At 59.8% G+C, this 22158-nt stretch carries 17 protein-coding genes and 1 pseudogene; 6 read left to right on the top strand and 12 right to left on the bottom strand.

Translation table 11 applies throughout. The features are described 5' to 3' along the window. Nucleotides 1-97 precede the first annotated feature (97 nt). From HU765_RS03075 to HU765_RS03065, 3 genes are all read right to left on the bottom strand, one after another. Nucleotides 98-1768, bottom strand: coding sequence for an ATP-binding protein (locus HU765_RS03075; RefSeq protein ID WP_186551432.1), 1671 nt, complete (start codon nt 1766-1768; stop codon nt 98-100). Beyond that, nucleotides 1765-3267, bottom strand: a complete 1503-nt coding sequence (locus tag HU765_RS03070; protein ID WP_186551433.1) for an ATPase domain-containing protein — start codon at nt 3265-3267, stop codon at nt 1765-1767. Before HU765_RS03070 ends, HU765_RS03075 begins: the two co-directional genes overlap by 4 nt. A 132-nt stretch (nt 3268-3399) precedes the next feature. After that, complete coding sequence (locus HU765_RS03065; RefSeq protein WP_186618991.1) at nt 3400-4455, bottom strand: tetratricopeptide repeat protein; 1056 nt, start codon at nt 4453-4455, stop codon at nt 3400-3402. 170 nt (nt 4456-4625) lie between these two features. On the opposite strand from HU765_RS03065, the gene HU765_RS03060 reads away from it, so the two are divergent. From HU765_RS03060 to HU765_RS03050, 3 genes are read left to right on the top strand one after another with little or no spacing between them, the layout of a single operon-like run. Then, nucleotides 4626-6761 (top strand): FUSC family protein, encoded by a 2136-nt coding sequence (locus HU765_RS03060; RefSeq protein ID WP_186618990.1) that lies wholly within the window; start codon nt 4626-4628, stop codon nt 6759-6761. Further along, nucleotides 6751-6951 carry a DUF1656 domain-containing protein gene (locus HU765_RS03055; RefSeq protein ID WP_186551436.1) on the top strand — a complete coding sequence of 67 codons (201 nt, stop codon included), beginning with the start codon at nt 6751-6753 and terminating at the stop codon, nt 6949-6951. Before HU765_RS03060 ends, HU765_RS03055 begins: the two co-directional genes overlap by 11 nt. A 4-nt stretch (nt 6952-6955) precedes the next feature. Continuing rightward, entirely contained in the window at nt 6956-7921 is a 966-nt protein-coding gene (locus tag HU765_RS03050; RefSeq protein WP_186618989.1) for an HlyD family secretion protein, read from the top strand. A gap of 203 nt (nt 7922-8124) precedes the next feature. Here HU765_RS03050 and HU765_RS03045 read toward each other — a convergent pair whose 3' ends face one another. The 6 genes from HU765_RS03045 to HU765_RS03020 form a co-directional block, all read right to left on the bottom strand. After that, nucleotides 8125-9546, bottom strand: coding sequence for a TolC family protein (locus tag HU765_RS03045; RefSeq protein ID WP_186551438.1), 1422 nt, complete (start codon nt 9544-9546; stop codon nt 8125-8127). Beyond that, nucleotides 9543-12722, bottom strand: coding sequence for an efflux RND transporter permease subunit (locus tag HU765_RS03040; RefSeq protein WP_186618988.1), 3180 nt, complete (start codon nt 12720-12722; stop codon nt 9543-9545). Before HU765_RS03040 ends, HU765_RS03045 begins: the two co-directional genes overlap by 4 nt. A 15-nt stretch (nt 12723-12737) precedes the next feature. Further along, nucleotides 12738-13991 carry a multidrug efflux RND transporter periplasmic adaptor subunit MexE gene (mexE, locus tag HU765_RS03035; protein ID WP_186551440.1) on the bottom strand — a complete coding sequence of 418 codons (1254 nt, stop codon included), beginning with the start codon at nt 13989-13991 and terminating at the stop codon, nt 12738-12740. Between the two features lie 274 nt (nt 13992-14265). After that, nucleotides 14266-14718: a DUF805 domain-containing protein gene (locus tag HU765_RS03030; RefSeq protein ID WP_186618987.1), complete on the bottom strand. Its 453-nt coding sequence runs from the start codon at nt 14716-14718 to the stop codon at nt 14266-14268. 17 nt (nt 14719-14735) lie between these two features. Continuing rightward, entirely contained in the window at nt 14736-15083 is a 348-nt protein-coding gene (locus HU765_RS03025) for a DUF4190 domain-containing protein (RefSeq protein ID WP_186551442.1), read from the bottom strand. 179 nt (nt 15084-15262) lie between these two features. Further along, entirely contained in the window at nt 15263-16276 is a 1014-nt protein-coding gene (locus HU765_RS03020; RefSeq protein ID WP_186618986.1) for an aldo/keto reductase, read from the bottom strand. A 100-nt stretch (nt 16277-16376) separates the two neighbouring features. On the opposite strand from HU765_RS03020, the gene HU765_RS03015 reads away from it, so the two are divergent. Continuing rightward, nucleotides 16377-17258, top strand: a complete 882-nt coding sequence (locus tag HU765_RS03015; RefSeq protein WP_186618985.1) for a LysR family transcriptional regulator — start codon at nt 16377-16379, stop codon at nt 17256-17258. Between the two features lie 162 nt (nt 17259-17420). On the opposite strand, the pseudogene HU765_RS03010 reads toward HU765_RS03015, so the two are convergent. The 3 genes and pseudogenes from HU765_RS03010 to HU765_RS03000 form a co-directional block, all read right to left on the bottom strand. After that, nucleotides 17421-17777, bottom strand: a pseudogene (locus tag HU765_RS03010) (type II toxin-antitoxin system RelE/ParE family toxin). Between the two features lie 2 nt (nt 17778-17779). Continuing rightward, nucleotides 17780-18070, bottom strand: a complete 291-nt coding sequence (locus HU765_RS03005) for a type II toxin-antitoxin system ParD family antitoxin (RefSeq protein ID WP_169378849.1) — start codon at nt 18068-18070, stop codon at nt 17780-17782. 150 nt (nt 18071-18220) lie between these two features. Next, complete coding sequence (locus HU765_RS03000; protein WP_186618984.1) at nt 18221-19801, bottom strand: RimK family protein; 1581 nt, start codon at nt 19799-19801, stop codon at nt 18221-18223. A gap of 94 nt (nt 19802-19895) precedes the next feature. Between HU765_RS03000 and HU765_RS02995 the strand changes: the two genes are divergently transcribed. Both HU765_RS02995 and HU765_RS02990 read left to right on the top strand, forming a co-directional pair. Beyond that, complete coding sequence (locus HU765_RS02995; RefSeq protein WP_186618983.1) at nt 19896-20990, top strand: GNAT family N-acetyltransferase/peptidase C39 family protein; 1095 nt, start codon at nt 19896-19898, stop codon at nt 20988-20990. 145 nt (nt 20991-21135) lie between these two features. Next, complete coding sequence (locus tag HU765_RS02990) at nt 21136-22155, top strand: chemotaxis protein CheB (protein ID WP_186618982.1); 1020 nt, start codon at nt 21136-21138, stop codon at nt 22153-22155. The last annotated feature ends 3 nt before the right edge of the window (nt 22156-22158 follow it).

Raw genomic sequence — 22158 nt, 5'->3', positions numbered from 1 at the left:
CTGCGCAGCAAAGGCGGTTAACTTCAAATCAGCGCGAAGCAACTGCCCTGTTGATATAAATGGCGTGACCTGCTGTTGATGGGAGCTGATCATCAGATCATCCCCGGATCATCTCCCGCACCTTGGCGGTCAGCAGGTCGAATGTGAACGGCTTGGTGATCATCTGCATCCCTGAGTCGAGGAATCCGCCGCGCACCGCCGCGTGTTCGGCGTATCCGGTAATGAACAATACCTTCAGGCCTGGTCGGTACTGGCGGCCGACCTCCGCCAGTTGCCGGCCATTCATGCCGGGCAGGCCGACATCGCTGATCAACAGGTCGATGCGCTGCGAAGAGTTCAGGATCGGCATGGCGCCGTCCGCATCACTGGCCTCGACGAAGGCATACCCCAACTCACTGAGTACAGCGCTGACCAGCACGCGTACGGCCGGATCGTCTTCGACGATGAGCACGGTTTCGCCATCCATGGCATAGGGCGCTTGCTGCGAATCCGACACAGGGAGTTCAATTTCCTCACCGCGAAAGCGCGGCAGGTACAGTTTGACGGTGGTGCCCTGATCGATCTCGCTGTCGATCGACACATGGCCGCGTGATTGTTTGCTGAAACCGTAAATCATCGACAGGCCCAACCCGGTGCCCTGGCCGATGGGTTTGGTCGTAAAGAACGGGTCGAAGGCCCGGCTGACCACACTTTGCGGCATGCCGCTGCCATTGTCGGTAACGCTGAGCATGACGTAATCACCAGGCTCCAGATTGCTGTAGGCCTCGGTGAACTCCGGATGCAGCACCTCATTGCTGGTCGCCACCACCAGTTTGCCGCCTTCGGGCATGGCATCGCGGGCATTGATCACCAGGTTAAGCAGGGCGCTTTCCAGTTGATTGGGGTCGGCTTCGGCGACCCAGAGGTCGTCGTCCAGGCGCATTTCCAGATGAATACTTTCGTTGAGACTGCGCTGCAGCAGTTCACCCATCGACAGCACCAGCGTGTTCATTTGCACGGCTTTGGGGTCGAGCGACTGGCGCCGGGAGAACGCGAGCAGGCGGTGGGTCAGGCCGGCGGCGCGGTTGGCTGAGGTCACGCCAAGGTCAATCAGACTGTCGAGGTCTTCGGTACGGCCCCGGGCCAGACGCCGGCGCAACAGTTCCAGGCTGCCGATAATGCCCGTCAGCATGTTGTTGAAATCGTGTGCGATGCCGCCGGTGAGTTGACCGACCGCTTCCATCTTCTGCGACTGGCGCAACGCTTCTTCGTTATGACGAAGTTGCGCGGTGCGTTCTTCGACCTGTTGTTCAAGGGTTTCCAGGGTCGATTGCAGGCGCCGTTCGCTTTCGCTCAGATCAATCAGGCGGTCGCGGGCTTCATATTGTCGTCGCCGTCCGCGCAAGGCCGCGGTGACCAGACTGACCAGTGTCGCCGGGTGGAAAGGGCGCTCAAGAAACGTCACGTTGCCGAGCAATTCGCTCAGGCCGGACGGCGGGCCTTGTTCCTGGCCGCCGTGATGGGTCAGCAGCACGATCGGCAGGTCGGACCAGGCGGGCTGCTGATCGAGGTAGAGGATCAGCCCTTCCAGCTCTGGTCCGCGCAAGGCTTCCGCAGCGATCAACAGCAGCCCGGCGCCGAATTCCAGCTCGGCGCACAGGGCGCCGAGACTCGCCGTGATCTGACCCTCGTAACCTGCTTCGTTAAGGATCTTCAGCGCGATCTGACTGTCGCGACCCAAGGGCGCCAGAATCAGGACCCGTTCGGCCAGCGGCGTGTTGACCGTCACAAGCTTTCATCCTCGAGCAATGGATTGCTCGCTCCCATGTAAGTCGGTACGCCACGCAGTACGCCCTGAAAGGACTCCAGCGGTTGCCCGATGGTCATGCCGCGCGCGGAAATCCGGTATTCACGAATGGTCGATTCATGGTTGCCGGTGCGTTTCTTGATGATCGATATTGCCCGACGGACTTTGCCCAGGGCTTCGAAGTAACGCAACAGAATCACCGTGTCGGCCAGGTAAGTGATATCGACCGGCGCCTGCATGTCGCCGACGAGGCCATGCTGGGCAACGGTCATGAAAGTCGCCGCGCCTTTACGGTTCAGGTACAGCAGCAATTCGTGCATGTGCAGCACCAGCGCGTTTTCTTCCGGCATTGCCGCTTGATAGCCGTTGATGCTGTCGATGACCACGGTCTTGATGTCGCGCTCATCGACACAGCGCCGAACGCGGTATGACAATTCGCCTGGCGACAATTCGGCGGCGTCGACTTGTTCGATCAGCAAATTGCCGGTCGCCTGCAAGGCTTTGAGGTCGATGCCGATATGACGCATGCGTTCGAACAGCAGGCCCAGCTCTTCGTCGAAAATGAACAGCGCGGCCTTCTCGCCGCGGGCCACGGCGGCGGCCGCGAAAATCATCGAGATCAGCGATTTGCCGGTACCGGCCGGACCCAGGATCAGGGTGCTTGAACCGGTTTCGATACCGCCACCGAGCAGCGCGTCGAGTTCCTTGATGCCGCTCGATAATTGCAGTCGCGCATAGTCGCCGCGATGCTCGGCAGCGACCAGGCGCGGAAACACGTGCACGCCGTCGCCCATGATGGTGAAGTCGTGAAAGCCGCCACGGTATTTCTGCCCGCGATACTTGACTACGCGCACCCGGCGGCGCTCCGCGCCGTAGCTCGGCGTCAGCTCTTCAAGGCGAATCACGCCATGGGCCACGCTGTGCACGGTTTTGTCGAGGGATTCGGTGGTCAGGTCATCAAGCAACAGGACGGTGGCGTCATAGCGCACGAAGTAGTGCTTGATTGCGAGGATTTGTCGGCGATAACGCAACGAGCTCTGCGCCAGCAGACGGATCTCCGAGAGGCTGTCGAGGACGACGCGCGTCGGTTTGAAGCGTTCGACTACCTCGAAAATCTGCCGGGTTGCCTCGCCCAGTTCAAGGTCCGAGGAGTACAGCAGGCTTTGCTGATGCTCGGCGTTGAGCAGGCTTTCCGGCGGCGTCAGCTCGAATATTTCGATTTTTTCGTTCAGCTCCCAACCATGGGAGAGTGCGCCCTGGCGCAGTTCCTTCTCGGTTTCCGAGAGCGTGATGTACAGGCAGCGTTCACCTGCCAGCGCGCCGGCACGAAGGAAATGCAGGGCCACCGTGGTTTTACCCGTACCGGGTTCACCCTCGAGCAGGAACACGTGGCCACGAGACAGTCCACCGGCCAGAATGTCATCGAGACCTTCAACGCCGATGGCGGCTTTCGCACTGATCAACTCGTTTGATGTAGTCAAAAAACGCCCTCTTATGACTAGGGAATCAGGCGACTGGCTTAAGTGAGCCGCCTGAGTTACTTGACCTCATGGCGTGTTCACGGTTCCGCTTTTTCTTTCGATAGATGGCAGATTGCGCTCACTGAGCCTTGATCAGAGGCCTTGCTGCAGGGCCGGGTCGTCCGGGTTCAACTGCTCAAGTTGCGCCAACAGAATCTGCACGTTTTGCAGCTGGCCGCTTTCTTTCCAGTAGTTGATCAAAAGGACCCGCGCCTTGCGGTCGGCGGGGTGGCGCTGGACGATTTCCTGCAATTGTTTCTGCGCCGCTTCCAGCTCTTCTGCGCTGTGCAGGGTGGTCGCCAGGTCGTAGCGGTAATCTTTGTTGTCCGGTTCCAGCTCGACTGCCTTGGACAGGCCGAGCAGGGCGTATTCACGCTGGCCATGGTGCAACAGCCACAGGCCGAGGGCGTGTTGCAGATAGGCCGAATCGGGTTGCGCCTTGAGTTGTTGGGCGAGCAATTGACGCGCGGCATCGCTCTGGCCCTGACGGTCGAGCACGTCGATCTGCATCACCAGCGCCGGCAGATTGCCGGGTTCCAGCCGCAGCGTATTGTCCAGGGCCTGTCGGGCCTGCTTGTATTCAGCGTTATGAATGTAAAGACGCGCCAGTTGCGCCTGATTGGCAGCGCTTTCCGGCTGTCCTTCAAGCGCCTGTTGCCAGCCATCGATCGCTTGCTGCAACGGGGCGAAGTACAGCCCCAGCTCGTCAGGCGTCAGACCGAGCAGGGCATTGATGGCGGCGAAGCGGACCGTCTGATCCTCATCGTCCAGCAACGGTCCGAGCAGCAGACTGCGTTGCCCGCCGGGCACCAGACCGACGACACTTTTAATCGCAGCCACGCGCACTTGTGGCGCTTCGTGGTGCAGGTCCGCGTCGGCCAGTTTCAAGGCCTGTGGACTCGGATAATTAGGTAATTCACCATGTAGCCAGACCCGACGCTTGACCGAGATGTCCGGCCGGCCCATTTGCTGGTACAGCTGACGCGCCGCGCCGGGTTCGCCGGTTCGGGCTGCGTTCAACGCTTCGCTGTAGCCATGTTTGATAGCGTCGGGGAGGGTCGGTGTGGCGCTGCGCAAAGACAGCCAGACGACACCGAGGACCAGTACGAGGCCAAGGCCGATCAGCAGGTTGCGGCGGGACTGAGTCATGCGGGTTTCCGAAAGCTTCGAACTTGAGCAGAGCGGCAAGCTTCGGTCAGCTTGGCGCGTGAGTCAAACCCTTGCCAGCGAATCGTCCTACGCGTCGTGTCGACTGTGAAATCCGTCAGGCTTTTGAAGCAGTGTCTACGCTTGCAGAAGTCGTTTTAAAGAGTGTGCCCATGCCAGCGCTGTTTGCTTACTTCAAGGCTTTGATCCATCCCGGCCAGGCTGTTTTGCTGTTTGCCCTGCGCACCATCGCCGCCGGGCTGTTGACCCTTTATCTGGCGTTTGTGTTCGATCTCGAGCAACCCAAGTGGTCGATCATGGCCGTGGTCATTGTCAGTCAGCCGCTGGCGGGAATGGCGTTGGCGCGCAGCTTTGGCCAAGTGATTGGCACCACTGTCGGCGCGGCGGTGGCAGTGCTGATCATGGCGATTTTCCCTCAGGCGCCGTTGCCGTTCATTACCACGCTGGCCCTGTGGCTGGCGCTGTGCACGGCGGGCGGCACCTTGCTGCGCTACACCAGCTCCCAGGCGTTCGTGCTCAGCGGATACACTGCTGTGGTCGTGGCTTTGCTGGCGATTCCGGATCAGGACGGTACGTTTCTGCTCGCCGTCACTCGCGTCACTGAAACCCTGCTGGCGGTCGCTTGCGTTTGCGTGGTCAGCCTGTTGACGGCCCGGCCGGAAGCCGTCGCCAAGGGTTATTTTTCCAAGGTCGATCAGGTGATCAAACTGGCCGCCAGCCACGCCGCCGAGGTTCTTCGCACGGAAGAAAGCGAAGCCGATTTCCAGCGTCGGCAAATGCAGCTGCTCGGTGAAATCAGTGCGCTGGAAGGGTTGCGGCGCCATTTGTATTTCGATGCGCCACGGTTGCGCAGCGCCGATAACCTGGTATTGCTGCTGGGCAACCAACTGATGTTGCTGACCTCGCGACTCACCGCACTGCGTCATCAACGCGAACTGCTCATAGAGCGCTGGGAGGGCGATTTGCCGCCGCAGGTTCAGCAACTGCGGGCCGAGGAGCTGGCGTTACTGGATCAGTTGGCGCAACAGGGCCGTGCACTCCCTGGTGAGGACCGGCAGCGCTTCGTCACCTTGCAGCAACAGTTCGAAGCGTTGGCGTACAAAGCCGAGCAACAGACCGAGAACATGAGCGCGACCCTGCGCTCACTGGCCTGGGCCTTACGCTGGGAGCAGGCGCGACTGCTGCAGCAACTGGAGCAGATTCTTGAGCTGAGCGACGCCATTCAGCAAGGGCGACCGGCCAGTTGCCTGTATCGTGGCCAGTCAAGTCCGCTGCATCTGGATTTCACCCTGGCCTCGATGAACGCCATTCGAGCCTTTACTGCGCTTCTGGTCGCCGGGCTGATCTGGATCGAAACGGCATGGGACGGCGCGCGGGGCGGGATGATTCTGGTGGGGATTCTCTGCTCGCTGATGGCGACCTTTCCACGTCCGCTAATGGCTGCGCAAAGCTATGCCAGAGGGTTGGGACTGGCGCTGGTGGTGTCGGCGATCTATCAATACATGCTGGTGCCGGCGATCAGTGATTTCGAATTGCTGGCCTTGCTGCTGGTGCCGCTGTTGTATGCCATTGCCGTCGGTATTGCCAGTCCGGCGACTGCCGGGATCGGCATGGGGCTTGGCCTGTCGAGTTTCCTTATGATCGGGCCACAGAACTTCGGCACCGGGCAGAACACAGCGATTCAATGGTTCGAATTCGCCGGTGCCTACGTCAGTGCAGCCATGCTGGCGCTGATCGTCTATGCGCTGATCTTTCCGTTCCGCCCAGGCTTGCGAATTCGTCGGTTGTACGGCGAAGCGCGCGAGCAGGTATATCAACTGAGCAAAATGCCGGCGACCGATGAACAACAATTCGCCTTCGAGAGTCGGATGACCGACCGACTGACCAGCATGCTCGGCCTGTTGCCAGCAGCAAATGAGCGCGCCATGCAGCGATTGTATGAAATCAGTCTGGCTTGCGTAGCGTTGGGGGTGGCCACGCATCAGTTGCGTCAGCAGGCACAGAGCAACGCCTTGTTGACCGAGGCATTCACTCAGCGCCTGGCGTCGGCGTTACGCAAGACCGGTCGTTTCGTCGCCGGGCGTCAGGATGTACAACTCGCAGGGTTGCTGGCCATGCTCCACGAACTGGGCGATGAACTGGATGATTTGCATGCCACCAGTCATGAGCATTTATGGTCGGTGTTCCGCATGCGCGTGGCGCTACTGATCGTTGTGTCGTTCCTTGAACGCCACGGCGAGTATTTGCAACCTGAAGCTCTGGATGGAGAACCGCAACTTGCCCATTGATTTCGAGATTGGCGGCGTCTATCTGCCGCCGATTGCCCAAGCGCTGTTACTGGCAATTCCCATCTTCATGTTGCTGGACGGGTGTTTGCGGCGTCTGGGCGTGCTGCGTCTGGTCTGGCATGAGGCGCTGTTCGAGGGGGCGTTGTATGCCTGTGTCTGCGCCACACTGATTCTGTTGATGGGAGCCTGATGCCTTGAAAGCGCTAGTTGCACGAATGACGACCGTGGCGGTGGTGATCCTGGCGATCGTCCTTGGCTGGTTCGCCTGGGAGTATTACACCCGCGCGCCCTGGACCCGGGATGCCCGGGTGAGGGCAGATGTGGTGACGCTGTCGGCCGATGTCTCCGGACGTATCGCCAAGCTGGCGGTGCAGGACAATCAGCATGTCGACAAGGGCCAGTTATTGCTGGAAATCGATCCGGCGCGTTATCAATTGGCCGTAGAACATGCCCGGCGTTCGGTCGAGGTATCCAAGGCTTCGCTGGGGCAATCGCAAGCGGCGATTGTTGCCAGTGAAGCGTTGCTCAAACAACGCCAAAGCGAGGAGCGCCGGCGACGCACGCTGAAACAGGGCTTCGCCATTTCCGGCGAGGAATGGGAGAAATCGAGCACTGACGTGGCTGTCGCTCAGGCTGACCTGTTGCGCAATCAGGCCAACCTCGGGCTGGCCGAGGCCAATGTGCAGTTGGCGATTGCCGCCCTGACCCAGGCCGAACTCGATTTGCAGCGTACCCGCGTCGAGTCGCCGGTCAGCGGTTACGTGACCAACCTGCTGACCCGTCAAGGCGATTACGCGCAGGCAGGCGGCGCACTGCTGGCGCTGGTCGACAGCGATTCGTTCTATGTCAGTGGTTACTTCGAGGAAACCAAGCTGCCGCGAATCGAGGAGGGCGACCGGGTGCGCATTCAGTTGATGAGCGGAGAACGTTTTGGCGGAACGGTCGAAAGCATTGCTTTTGCCATCGCCGACCGCGAGAACGCCCCCGGCAGCCGGCTGCTGGCCAATATCAACCCGAGCTACACCTGGGTGAAACTGGCGCAACGGGTGCCGGTGCGCATTGGCATTGATGGTGATTTCGCCGGCAAGAATCGCTTGCGCGCCGGTACAACCGCGACCGTCACCGTCCTGGAAGATCACAACTCTCAAGACCAGCCCTGATCCACTGTGGGAGCGAGCCTGCTCGCGAAGGCGGAGTGTCAGCCACCGGTGATTTGCCTGACAGGGTGCTTTCGCGAGCAGGCTCGCTCCCACAAGGGACCTCATTGACCGAAAAAAGGCATAAAAAAACCCCGCGACCGAATGATACGCGGGGCAAAAGAATTGGTTGGTTGCGGCCAACCAAAGGAGCTCTTTAACAATCTTTACTTGCTGGCGACGGTCTCCGGTTGCCAGCCACCGCCGAGGGCTTTGTAGATCGCGACGATGCCGCGATACAGATCGACTTCGGCCTGGGCCTGGCTGTCTTCGGCGTTCAGGCGCTCGCGCTGGGCGTCGAGCAACACAAGGAAGTCGGTGGTGCCTTCGCGATAGCGGATCTCCGCGAGATCGGCGGCCTTGCGGCTCGATTCACTCTGACGAATCAGCGAGATCAGCCGTTGCTGACGTTTGCCGTAATCGCTGAACGCGTTTTCCGACTCTTCCAGGGCCAGCAAGACCTGTTGCTCATAGGTCGCCAGCGCACCTTCGGCTTCTGCATCGGCACCGCGCAAACGGGCGCGCACGCTGCCCAGATCAAACGCTGCCCAAGTGATGCTCGGGCCGAGCGCCCAGGCATTGGCGGCTGAGGAACCGATTTGCGAACCACGCCCGGCGGTCCAGCCAAGGAAGCCGCTGAGGCTCACCCGTGGGAACAGATCGGCTTTAGCCACGCCGATGCGCGCCGTGGCCGATGCCAATTGGCGTTCGGCGCTGAGGATGTCCGGACGACGTTGCAGCAGCTCGCCCGGATCGCCGATCGGCAAGGCCTTGGCAATGGCCGGCAGGTCTTTCGGACTCAAATCGACAGTCAGCTTGTCCGGACGCTCACCGAGCAGGGTGGCGATACGGTTTTTCTGCCGAACCTGCTCCGCTTGCAACTGCGGGATGGTCGCTTCGACATTGGCCAGGCGCGCATCGGCCCGCTCGACGTCCAGTTGATCGCCGACGCCAGCATCACGCAGGCTGATGGTGATCTTGCGCGACTCCTGTTGGTTGTTCAGGTTGGCCACGGCGATCTTCTCGCGCAACTGGGCGCCGCGCAGTTGACCGTAGGCATCGACCAGTTCGGCAATCATGGTGACCTGCAACTGGTACAGATCGGCTTCAGCCGCTTGCTGGTCGGCATCGCTGGCTTCCAGATTGCGCTGGATGCGCCCGAACAGGTCGAGCTCCCAAGCCATGTCCAGACCCAGGTCATAGCGTTCACTATTGACCCGGTCGGTGGTCTGGCCGGGAATCTGACCCTTGCCCAGGTCACTGCTGGCGCGGCTGGTGATGGTCGGCATCGCGTCGTTGCTGGCGTCGTCGCGGATCGCCCGGGCGGCTTTCCAACGGGCGAACGCCACGCGCAGTTCACGGTTGCCTTGCAGCGATTGCGTCACCAACTGGTTGAGGGTCGGATCGTCGAATTGCTGCCACCAGATGCCTTCGAATTTCGACCGGTCGAAGTTCTTCTGGCCGGCGGCGCCATCGGTGGCGGCCGTGATATTGGCCGCCTCTGTGGCTGGGGTCTTGTAGTCGGGGCCGACGGCGCAGGCGCTGAGGGCCAGCACCAGCAGGGTCGGCAGGAAGACTTTCAGACTCATTGTTGCGCCTCCAGTTTCAGCGCCTTGGCCGCCTTGCGGGCCTCGCTGCGTTCAACGAAGTTACGAATCAGCACGTAGAACACGGGGGTCAGCAACAGACCGAAGAAGGTCACGCCAAGCATCCCGGAGAACACGGCTACACCCATGGCATGACGCATTTCGGCACCGGCACCGCTGGAGAACACCAGTGGCACTACACCCATGATGAACGCGAAGGAAGTCATCAGAATCGGCCGCAGACGCAAGCGGCAGGCTTCCAGAACCGCGGCGAGCGGGTCGAGGCCTTCTTCCTGTTTGTCCTTGGCGAACTCGACAATCAGAATCGCGTTCTTACAGGCCAGTCCCACCAATACGATCAAGCCGATCTGGGTGAAGATGTTGTTGTCACCGCCCGAGATGATCACGCCGGTGATGGCCGACAGCAGGGTCATCGGTACGATCAGGATCACCGCCAGTGGCAGGCTCCAGCTTTCGTACTGCGCGGCGAGTACCAGGAACGCCAGCAATACGCAGAGCGGGAACACGAACAGTGCGGTGTTACCGGACAGAATCTGCTGATAGGTCAGGTCGGTCCACTCGTAGGTCATGCCGTTCGGCAACTCGTCCTTCAGCAGTTTTTCGATGGCTTTTTCGGCCTGGCCGGAGCTGTAGCCGGGGGCGGCGGCACCGTTGATTTCAGCGGTAATGAAGCCGTTGTAATGCATCACGCGATCCGGCCCCGAGGTGTCGCTGACCTTGATGAAGGTCGCCAGCGGGATCATTTCGCCTTTGTTGTTGCGTACTTTCAGTTGACCGATCTGATCGGATTCGAGGCGGAACTGCTGCTCGGCCTGAACGTTGACCTGATAGGTGCGCCCGAAGCGGTTGAAGTCGTTGGCATACAGCGAACCCAGGTAGATCTGCAGGGTGTCGAAGATGTCACTGACGGCCACGCCGTGGGTCTTGGCTTTTTCACGGTCGATGGCGGCATCGACCTGCGGCACGTTCACGGTGTAGCTGGTGAACAGGCCGGCCAGTTCTGGCACGTTGTGACTCTTGTTGATGATGTTCATGGTTTCCTTGTACAGCTCGTCGTAGCCGAGGTTACCCCGGTCTTCGATTTGCAGACGGAAACCGCCAATGGTGCCCAGGCCTTGTACCGGCGGTGGCGGGAAGATCGCCATGTACGCTTCCTGAATGTTGGCGTACTGGCCGTTCAAGGCACCGGCAATCGCCCCGGCTGACATGCTCGGGTCTTTACGCTCGTCGAACGGTTTCAGGGTGACGAACACGATGCCGGCGTTCGGGCTGTTGGTGAAGCCGTTGATCGACAGGCCCGGGAAGGCAACGGCGCTTTCCACGCCTGGCTGTTTCAGGGCCAGGTCGGACATGCGTTTGATCACGTCTTCGGTGCGATCCAGGCTGGCAGCGTCCGGCAGTTGGGCGAAGGCCACCAGGTATTGCTTGTCCTGGCCGGGCACGAAACCGGTCGGCGTGCTGGAGAAACCGAAGAACGTCAGCACCATCAGGCCGGCATAGAGGAACAGCGCGATGCCACTGCCGCGAATTACCCGGCGCACGGTACCGACATAACCATGGCTGGCGCGGTCGAAGAAGCGGTTGAACGGGCGGAACAGCCAGCCACCGAAGAGCTTGTCGAGCACCCGGGAGAAGCGGTCTTTCGGCGCGTCATGGGCCTTGAGCAGTACCGCAGCCAATGCCGGCGACAGGGTCAGCGAGTTGAACGCCGAAATCACGGTCGAGATGGCAATGGTCAAAGCGAACTGCTTATAGAACTGTCCGGTGAGACCAGAGATGAACGCTGCGGGAATAAACACCGCACACAGCACCAGTGCCGTCGCGATGATCGGCCCCGTCACCTCACGCATGGCGCGTTTGGTGGCCTCGACCGGGGTCAGTCCCAGTTCGATGTTGCGTTCGACGTTTTCCACCACGACGATGGCGTCGTCAACCACGATACCGATGGCCAACACCAGGCCGAACAGCGACAGAGCGTTGAGCGAAAAACCGAACAGGTGCATGACCGCAAACGTACCGATCAACGATACCGGCACCGCCACCAATGGAATGATCGAGGCGCGCCAGGTCTGCAGGAACAGGATGACCACCAGCACCACGAGGATCAGCGCTTCGAAGAGGGTGTGAACCACCGCTTCGATCGAGCCGCGCACGAAAATCGTCGGGTCATAGACGATGCTGTAGTCCATGCCCTGCGGGAAGCCTTTCTTCAGCTCGTCCATCTTCGCGCGCACTTCGTTCGAGATGTCGATGGCGTTGGAGCCAGGGCGCTGAAAGATCGGGATCGCGACCGCGGGCTGGTTGTTCAGCAGCGAACGCAGGGCGTATTGGCTGGAGCCCAGTTCTACGCGAGCAATGTCCTTGAGACGGGTGATTTCACCATCGTCGCCTGCACGAATGACGATGTTTTCGAACTCTTCCTCAGTGACCAGACGGCCCTGAGTGTTGATCGACAGCTGAAAACTCTGCGCCGTCGGGGCAGGGGGCGCGCCCAACTGACCGGCGGCGACCTGACGGTTCTGCTCACGAATGGCTGTCACGACATCGGTTGCGGTCAGGTTGCGCGAAGCGGTCTTGTTCGGATCGAGCCAGACCCGCAGCGAATAGTCGCCCATACCAAACAACTGCACATCACCGACACCGCCCAGACGAGCGAGCTCGTCCTTGATGTTGAGGATCGCGTAGTTGGACAGATAGAGCATGTCGTAGCGCTTGTCCGGTGAGGTCAGGTGCACAACCATGGTCAGGTCGGGCGAAGCCTTGTCGACGGTGATACCGATGCGCGTCACTTCTTCGGGAAGTTTCGGCTCGGTACGGGTCACGCGGTTCTGCACCTGCACCTGCGCGTTATCCAGGTCGGTGCCCAGCGCGAAGGTGATGGTCAGGGTGATCTTGCCGTCAGCGGTCGATTGCGAGGACATGTACAGCATGTTCTCGACACCGGTGATGGCCTGCTCCAGCGGAGCCGCCACGGTTTCACCGATGACTTTCGGGTTGGCACCCGGGAAGTTGGCGCGGACCACTACGGTCGGCGGCACGACTTCGGGGTATTCGCTGATCGGTAACTGGAACAGCGAGATCGCACCGGCAATCAGGATCAGCAGCGACAGCACCGCTGCGAAGATCGGCCGGAATATGAAGAACTGGGAAAAATTCATCGGAGTTGTCGTCCCTTAACCGCGTGGGGTCGTAGCAGCCAGCTTCGCAGCCGGACCCGAGGCGCCTTTGGCAGGGGCGACTTTAGGCAGGTTGCTGGCTTCCAGCGCTTGACGTTGTTGAGCGAGTGCCGCAAGGGTTTGTTCGCTGGCCATCGGGATCACTTCAGGGGTCACTGGCGAGCCAGGACGTACCCGTTGCAGACCCTTGACGATAATAGTGTCGTCCTTGTTCAGACCGTTGCGCACGATCCGCAGGCCCTCGATTTTCGGCCCCAGCTCGACGGCGCGATAAACGGTTTTGTTGTCCGCATCCATGACCAGAACGAATTTCTTGCCCAGATCCGTGCCGACAGCTTCGTCGTTGATCAGCATCGCGTTGTAGGTGCCGCTGCCGACCAGTTTCAGACGCGCATACAGACCCGGGGTGTAGGTGCCGTCGCTGTTGTCGAACACCGCGCGGCCACGGATGGTGCCGGTCTTTGGGTTGACCTGGTTGTCGACGAAATTCATCTGGCCAAGGTGCGGATTGCCGTCTTCGTTGGACAGGCCCATGTACACCGGAGTCGTCGCGCCGCGCTGGCCGTTACGGGCGAGCTGGGTGTACTTGAGGAACACACGCTCGTCGGCGTCGAAGTAGGCGTAGACCTTGTCGGTCGACACCACGCTGGTCAGCGCGGTGGTATCGGCGGTCACCAGGTTGCCGGCGGTAATTTCGGCACGGCTGACGCGACCACTGATCGGCGCAGTGACACGGGTAAAACTCAGGTTCAGCTTGGCCAGATCGAGTTGCGCCTGCAGGGCACCGACAGCGGCGCGGGCTTCCTGAGCGGCGGTGGTGCGCGAGTCGGCGAGTTCGGCGGAAATCGCGTTGCTGGCGCGCAGACGTTCACCGCGGCTCGCTTCGTTTTCATTGCGGCTGGCGGTGGCACGGGCCTGGGCGACCAGTGCTTCGAGGCGGCGCACCTCAGCCTGGAACGGACGCGGGTCAATCTGGAAGAGCAGGTCGCCTTTCTTGACCAGCGCGCCTTCAGTGAACGCGACTTGATCAATCTGGCCCGACACCCGTGGACGAATCTCGACGGTTTCCGGCGCTTCGAGGCGCCCGGTGAATTCGTCCCACTCGTTGACCGGTTGTTCCAGCACCTTGGCCACGCTGACTTTTGCCGCAGGCATCGTGGCGGCAGTCTCCGGAGTCTTGCCGCAGGCGCTCATCACCAGTACGGCCAACATGGCCAACGGGAAGCGCAAATGTTTGAGTGACTGTTCCATGGAATGCATCCGCCAAAGTATTGAAGATGGGCGGATGATGCTCGGCGGGGTGTGATGGCACGAATCGAATGAAGCAAAGGTAACTATCATTCGGAATGATATAAGCACCAGATCAGCCCTCTAGCATGGGCCTTTCGTTAGGGCACTATCAATTGTATCGGTGACAAAAGTGTGTTGCGAGAACCGCAACGATTCCGATCAGCCGTGGATGCGCCTGCCAGAAATAAAGAAACGGCCATGAAGGCCGTTTCGATCAGCGGGTCGCCGCTGTGTGTCAGTTGATGCCTTTGCGGTTGGCACCGAAGCGATTCGGCCCCGGCTGGCTGTCTTGTGCCAGGAATACGATATTGACGATCGGCAGCAGCAACCACCAGCCGCTGCGATCGGTGTCGTGCATACGGCGCACACCGACGGCAATGCTCGGCACCAGCAGCGCCAGATTATAAATGCCTTGCAGGACTCCACCGGTGTTCAAAAAGCCATCCATGAAACCCATGACGAACGCGATACCCATGTTGATCAGGAAGAACAGCCAGTATTCACGACGCGTAGCGCGACCGTTGAACACGGCGTAATTCTTCAGCGCCTCAAGGTAGGGGTTGCCTGTGGTGATGGCAGGGCCGCTTGCGTAGGTTTGCTGAGCTGCCTGAGGCGCGCCGCACTGCGGGCAGGCCAGGGCCAGCGTACTTATTTCCTTGGCACAACCGCGGCAGAAAACCATGCTCATGTTTTTTTCCCTAAAAATTATTGAATCGATAGACAGCAAAGAATCAACGCGGTGAAGCCTGACAATATGATGCCGGCGATCGCGAGGTTTCTTCCCGAGTGTTTTTCGTTGATGCAGACGATGCCGCAAGTGAGACCTGCGACGCTGAACAGTCCGACGCCGAGGATCGTTTCGATGTCCCATTCGGAATCATCAAAAAGGGTGAGAGCGCCGATAATTCCGCAGATCAGCGAAACGATGGCGAGCCAGGGAACCCCGGCTTGCGTGGGTGGCACGAAGGCCTGTTGGCTCGCCCCGCATTGGGGGCAGGTGAGCGCCGTTTCATGAAGCTCCTTGGCGCAAGCACGACAATAGACCATTGCCATCGTTTTCCTTAACTGAGTGCGAATGCCCGACCCTCCATCGGCGGGGCGGCGGTAATTTAATCTCTATTAGAGGATTTGTCACGGCTCTTTGCCATCATTGGGGCGGCCGTCGCCACTCTCAGTCAGGCGGCGACGGGGCGGGGGACGTGGTCATCGTGAGCGCAGTGGCAAATTTCCGCTCAGGAGCTAGCTGCCTCGGGCACGTTGGTGCCCATACCCTCGGGCAACAATGGCGCGATCTCGGCCAGTTCATCAGTGCTCAGGCGAAATTCAGCCGCGCTGAGCAGCCCGTCGACTTGCGCCGGCCGGCGTGCGCCGACGATAGCGCCGGTCACAGCGGGTTGCCGCAGCACCCAGGCGATCGCCACCGCCGCCGGTGTCAGCCCGTGACGCTCTCCGATACGGCGAAAGGCTTCAACCAAGGCCAGATTCGCGGTCAGGCGTGGTTCCTGAAAGTCTGGGCTGCGGGTTTTGCGCCAGTCGTCGTTCGGCAAGCCGGCGATGCGTTGACGCGTCATGGCGCCGCTCAGCAGGCCCGATTGCAGGGTGGAATAGGCGATGACGCCGATATTGGCCTGCTCACAGAACGGCAGGATGTCGTCCTCGACCTCGCGCATCAATGCCGAGTACGGCGGCTGGAGCGAGGCGATCGCCGTCACCGCCTGAGCGCGTTTGAGTTGGGCCACGTCAAAGTTCGATACGCCGATGGCGCGAATTTTCCCCAGTCTGCGCGCCTTGTCCAGCACCGAGAGTGCAGCTTCGATGCCTTCGTCCGGGCCACCCGGCGGAAAGGTCGGCCAGTGGATCTGGTACAGGTCGATGGTCTCGATCTGGAGGCGGCGCAGGCTGTCGTCAATTTCTTGTGCCAGCGACGCCGGTGCCAGCGAATGCGAAATCTGCCGACTCGCGCGATCCCAGACCAGACTGCCCTTTGTAAACACCAGCGGACGGCGCGAGGCAGGCACGCGACGCAGCAGCTGCCCGACGAGTTCCTCGGCGTGGCCCAGGCCATAGACGGCGGCGGTGTCTATCCAGTTCACCCCACGCTCCACCGCGTATTCCAGCGCGGCAAGGCTCTCAGCGTCGTCTTGCGCGCCCCAGCCAAATTCCCAGCCGGGCCCCGCGATGGCCCAGGTGCCCAGCCCGATCGGTGAAATCATGAAGTCGGTGCTGCCGAGTCGTTGCTGCTGCATTGTCAAATCCCTGCATTAGTGAGAAGGCGCCAGTGTCACTTGGTCGATAGAAGTTGATAAGCTGGGTTTTGCTTGATTGGTTACTGAGAAAAATTCATCAATGACGCCTGACCTACATGATCTGGATGCCTTCGCGGCGGTGGCGCGGCATCGCAGCTTTCGCAAGGCTGCGGCTGAGCGCGGCGTGTCCGCTTCAGCCTTGAGCCATGCCATGCGCAGTCTGGAAGAACGGCTGGGCATGCGTTTGCTTCACCGCACAACGCGCAGCGTGACGCCGACCGAGGCGGGCGAGCGGCTGTTGGAGCGCCTCGACCCAGCCTTGCGAGAAGTGGCCGACGCGCTAGCGGCCCTGACCGCCTTGCAGGCCGAGCCGAGCGGCACGCTGCGCCTGAATGTGCCGCGCCCGGCAGCACGGCTGGTGCTGGCGCCGATGCTGGCGGGATTCGTGGCGAAGTACCCGCGCGTGCAAGTCGACGTCGTGACGGACGACGGCTTGGCCGACATCGTGGGGGATGGTTTCGATGCGGGCATCCGTTTCGGCGAGAGCCTGGCCGGGGACATGGTGGCGGTGCCGGTCGGGCCGCCGCAGCGTTTCGCCTGTGTGGCCGCGCCGGCCTATCTTGCCTTGCGCGGCACGCCACAGACGCCGCGCGAGTTACTCGGTCACGCCTGCATTGGTCGCCGTTTCCCAAGCGGCAAGCGCTATGCCTGGGAGTTTCAGGCCAATGGCGAGCCGCTGACTATTGAAGTCAGCGGCCCCCTGACGTTCGACGACGACGTGCCGATGATCCAGGCCGCGTGCGACGGCGCGGGCGTGGCCTACGTCTATGAGGCGATGGTGCGCGACGACTTGGCCGCAGGTCGGCTGAAGGCGATATTGGCGGGCTACGCTGCGCCGCCGGGCCGGTTCTTTCTTTATTACTCCGGAAGGCGGCACCTGCCCGCGGTGCTGCGGGCGTTGGTAGATTTCATTCGGGTGTGACGGGGCGTGCGTTGTTGTCAGGCTTGTTAACTTCGATGCCTCACGCCTTTAGAGACCCCACTTTTGCCCCCATTCGTACCGAGTGTGCGTGTGATCGCGAATGGCGATCTTCGACGGACTTCGCTATTCCTGGCCAGTTAAGCCGTTCGGCCAGGTCGCTGATCAGTCGTTAGGCAAGTGCAACTGCACTTCCATGGCGTCATGAAGGAGTCTGACGACCTCGATCACGTCGCCGTTTGTCACACGACAGAACACGATATGGCGTGGGCTTTTGACCGTTCCATGGGTTTGTTTGGCCTGCTGGCGTGAATAGATGAGGTGATAGCTGCGAAGGCCCGGTGCAAGTTCATCGCGGTCGTGGCTGCCAATGCGTTAAGGCGTGTCAGCAAGCGCTTGCAACGCCGCGAGGATCAGCGCCTGGTAGCGCTGGCGTGCTTGATCGCCGAACTGCGTCTGAGAGAGCCTAAGGATGTCGACAATGTCGGCGCGCGCCGAGTTGGAAATCCGATACTGCGGCATACTCAGTGCTTCTCTCTCGTGGAAAGGGTTGCCTCCAGGCTCAAGCCCTCGAGGTAGTTCTCCAGATCACCCTCGTTCACCTGAGTAAAGCGCCCGTGCTCAAGATCCATGATGCCGATCGAGGTCGCCTGACGCAGTGCCTCAATTTTGGCGGTGTCTTCGGCGACGCGCTGCTCCAATAAACGTAAACCTTCTCGCATCACTTCGCTGGCATTCTGATAACGGCCGGACTGCACCAAGTCATGGATAACCTGTTCCTGGTGAGGGGTGAGCACAACGTTTCGCGTCGCCATAACTAGCTCCAGGTCTATGCAAACAGGTACTTTTGGTTGTTGGCATTTTATGCCAATTTCGCTCAGGGAATAGCTTGGGGCCGACATCCGGCGATATCCTCGGTCACTTAAGCCCCGGTCCCGGTGGATAGCGTAACCTTCAATCATCGGTCACCACGCCTGGCCACGGTGTTTCAGTTCCAGCCTTTGCGTGAAGGCCTGTAGTACACGCAGATAGAGTTCGTTTCCAAGCACTGCGTCCTCGATGCCCGCGTCCAGGTTAGGGTTGTCGTTCACTTCGATCACCAGTACCCGATCACCCGCCTGCTTGAGGTCGACACCGTAGAGGCCATCTCCGATGAGGCGGGCTGTTTGTACGGCAAGCAGTACGACTTCGGGCGGGGCTTGATCCACGGGCACCGCCTCGCACATCCCGTTGATTTCCCCAGGAACCGCCTTGTGGTTGTAAATCTGCCAATGCCCTTTAGACATGAAGTATCTACATGCGTAAAGCGCCTCGCCGTTGAGCACACCGACGCGCCAATCGTATTCGGTGTAGCAATATTCCTGGGCAAGCAGCAGCACGGAGTGCTCGAACAACTCTTGGGCTGCGGTGGCCAATGCTTGCGCGTCGATGACTTTGATGACGCCTCGTGAGAAACAACCATCGGGAATCTTCAGCACCAAAGGGAAACCCAGACGACGCCCGACATTCTCAAGCTCCTGGGGACGATCCTTGTAGAGTATCTCCGTCGCTGGCATGCCCAGACCTCGACGCTTCAGCAAGTCGGCCAGGTAAACCTTGTTGGTGCATCGCAGAATCGACGACGGATCGTCAATGACCACGAGTCCTTCGCTTTCAGCCTTCTTCGCAAACCGATAGGTGTGATCATCCACTCGTGTCGTTTCGCGGATGAACAGCGCGTCGAATTCAGCGAGGCGCGCATAGTCCTTTTTCTCGATCAGCTCGACATCGATACCCAGTTGTTTGCCGGCGTCGATGAAGCGCTCCAATGCCATCGGATTGGAAGGTGGTAGCGCCTCGGCAGGATCATGCAGGATGGCCAGGTCGTATCGGGCAACGCGTTTGGATGCAGGCTGTCGCCAAGTCCTGCGGTTGAAGGTATCCAGCGCGTCAGCGAAGACATGCTGTTGTTCGTCCCGAAGCTTGTGCAGCGCCCCGGCTTTGATACCTGCGATCTGCCACGTCTCACCCCTGCGGAATTCCACCAGCAGAATGGGGCAGGGGAAGGCCTCGAACAGTTGGCGACCGATCTCTTGCAGCGGTTCAATCGACGCCTTGCCGAAGTACAACGAGAGCGTGAAGGCTTCGGTTTCGCCGTAGGGATGGTTTGCCAGCGCTCCCTCCAGGGTACGCTCAAGATCATTCAGCCCGACGCCGTAGAGCGCTTTGCGTGCCAACTCGCTGACGGTGCGTACCGAGGGGAAAACCTTGTGCCCGCGGGCCTCGGCCAGCAATGAGCAGTAGTAACCCTGGCCGAGGTATTTGTAATTGCGGCAGAGGTTGATGACTTGAGTACGGTGAGGAAAATCATCACTGTGTTCAAGGTAATCCTGAGCGAGCATCAGGCTCTCGCTGGGTAAGTAATCGGCCCAGTCATCCTTACGCTCGACGAGGATCAGCAGTCGACTCCCTGAGTGGTTGAGACTGGGAGGTTCCTCGCTGAGGGAGATTGTCGAATGCTCGGTTTTGTCTAATACTTCGTTCACGTTGGCTTGCACCGCTGACATGAGTAATGGATCCCTGTTGAAGAAGACGCCGCTTCAATAAATCACGGGCTTCTCGGCCTGTCCCGGTTCGTTACTCAAAAATTACGGTGTTGCCATGTCTTTTGATTTTCGCTTTGCATCGATGGACGATATCGACGATCTGGTCGAATTGGAGCAGGAATGTTTCACGCTTGACCGATTGAATCAGCGCAACTTCAGCTGGATGCTCAGTCGAGCCAATGCATCTCTGATCGTCGCCACCTCGGGCGAAAAACTGGCCGGATATGCCTTGGTGCTTTTTCACCGAGGCACTTCGCTTGGACGCTTGTATTCCATTGCCGTCAGCCCCGCATGGCGAGGGCATAACCTTGGCCAGCGTCTGCTGGATGAAGCCCAGGCCTGCGCGTTAGCGCGCAATTGCGCATGGCTGCGGCTGGAGGTGCGCGCTGATAACCCCGCCGCCATTCGGCTCTATGAAGCGAATGGGTTCCATCGATTCGCAATCGTCGAGAACTACTACGAAGATCACGCTGAGGCGTTGCGCTACGAGAAACGCATCCTGTGTGATGCTCCAACACCCGCACGCCAGGTGCCCTATTACCCGCAGACCACCGATTTCACCTGCGGCGCGGCGTGTCTGCTAATGGCCATGGCAGCGATCGACGTGAGCCGTCCCATGAGTCGCTCGGAGGAGATTCAACTCTGGCGCGAGGCGACCACCGTTTTCATGACGGCAGGGCACGGTGGCTGCAGCCCCCGAGGAATGGCATTGGCGGCATGGCGACGAGGTTATGACGTGCGTCTGGAAGTCAGTCATTCGGGCTCGCTTTTTCTGCACGGCGTACGTAGCCCGCAGAAGAAGTCCATCATGAAGCTGGTGGAGGAAGGGTTTGCCCAAGACTTGGCTGAAACAAGTGTTAAACAGGTTCTCGCCTCTTCTCTGGACGTCGGCGCTGCATTGAAAGCCGGCTTCAGGCCAGTGGTGCTGATCAGCAGCTATCGATTCACCCGATTGAAAGCCCCGCACTGGGTGATCATTACAGGCTGCGACGATGAGTTCGTGTACCTGCATGACCCAGATATCGACCATAGCAAGCTGAAACGCGGCCTGGACTGCCAGCACTTGCCGGTTAGCCATGAGGAATTCCTTCGCATGACGGTGTTTGGTATTCAGCGCGTTCGTGCCGCCGTAATGCTGCGCGCACGCTGAACCTTCGTAAGCGCTCACCTGTCGGAACAAAAAAGCGGGTCGCTAAATGGGATCGCACGAGATAGGTGGCATACCGGAATGTTCAGAAGGTGCCCGCAGTTTCGAAATTTTCATAGGCGGCACAGTTACCAGCAGGGACGTTCCGATGCAGCAAGACAGCTCTGTGGACCAAATCATTGTGATCGGTGCTTCCAGCGGTGGATTAGAGGCGTTGCGAACATTGCTTGAACAGCTTCCAGCCGACCTGGACGCTTCGGTTTTTATAACGATGCACATAGGCGACCAACCGAGTTTGCTGCCACGTCTTCTTGCTACGGCGACCTCCCTGGATGTCGACTTCGCCTTGTCCGGAGAAAAAATAAAGAGCGGTCGTATTTATGTTGCACCACCGGATCGACACCTACTGATCAAACGCGGAACGATACGGCTGGTCCGGAGCGCTAAAGAAAACCATTCTCGCCCTGCAATTGATCCCATGTTCCGATCCGCTGCCATCAGCTACGGGGACAGAACAACAGGAGTGATCCTCACGGGTGAGCTTGATGATGGGGTCGTCGGCCTTCAGGCGATCAAGGCTTACGGAGGCATGGCGTTTGCTCAAGATCCAAAGACAGCTGAAGCTCCTTCCATGCCTGCGAACGCTCTCCGTCATGTTGAGGTGGATGTTTGCTTGCCGCTGGGCGAACTGGGCAATGCTCTGGGGCGAACTATCCAGCAGCGCGCTACTGAAGCTCCGCCAGCCCGGACGTTTAATCGCATCGAACCGTATGCTACTGAACACGACCTTACTGAAGATCTAAGTTCAGGTGGAGCATATGCTTTAGACGCGATAGGTAAGGTCTCAGGATTGTCTTGCCCAGAATGCGGGGGCTCATTGTGGGAGCTGGGAGCTTCGCCCCCGCGCTTTCGTTGCCACACTGGGCATGGCTATACCTCCACCGCATTATTACAAGCCCAAAGCGAAACGATTGAGGAGGCTTTATGGGTGGCAATTCGGGCGATGCACGAAAAACAGTTACTGCTAGGTAGACAGATTCAAAATGGCAGAGATTCGGGGCGAACCAGCGCCGTACAAGAGTACGAACTCGTAAGGGAGGGGCTTGAAAGCCACAAGGAGACGCTTCGGGTTTTGGTGACGAAGCTACGCCCTGTTTCAGGCTCGTGATCC

This window comes from Pseudomonas sp. SWRI81, from assembly GCF_014268545.1.
GTDB classification, from domain to species: domain Bacteria; phylum Pseudomonadota; class Gammaproteobacteria; order Pseudomonadales; family Pseudomonadaceae; genus Aquipseudomonas; species Aquipseudomonas hamedanensis.
The sequence above is the reverse complement of the archived record's forward strand: the minus strand, read 5'-3'. Positions and strand labels throughout refer to the sequence as shown.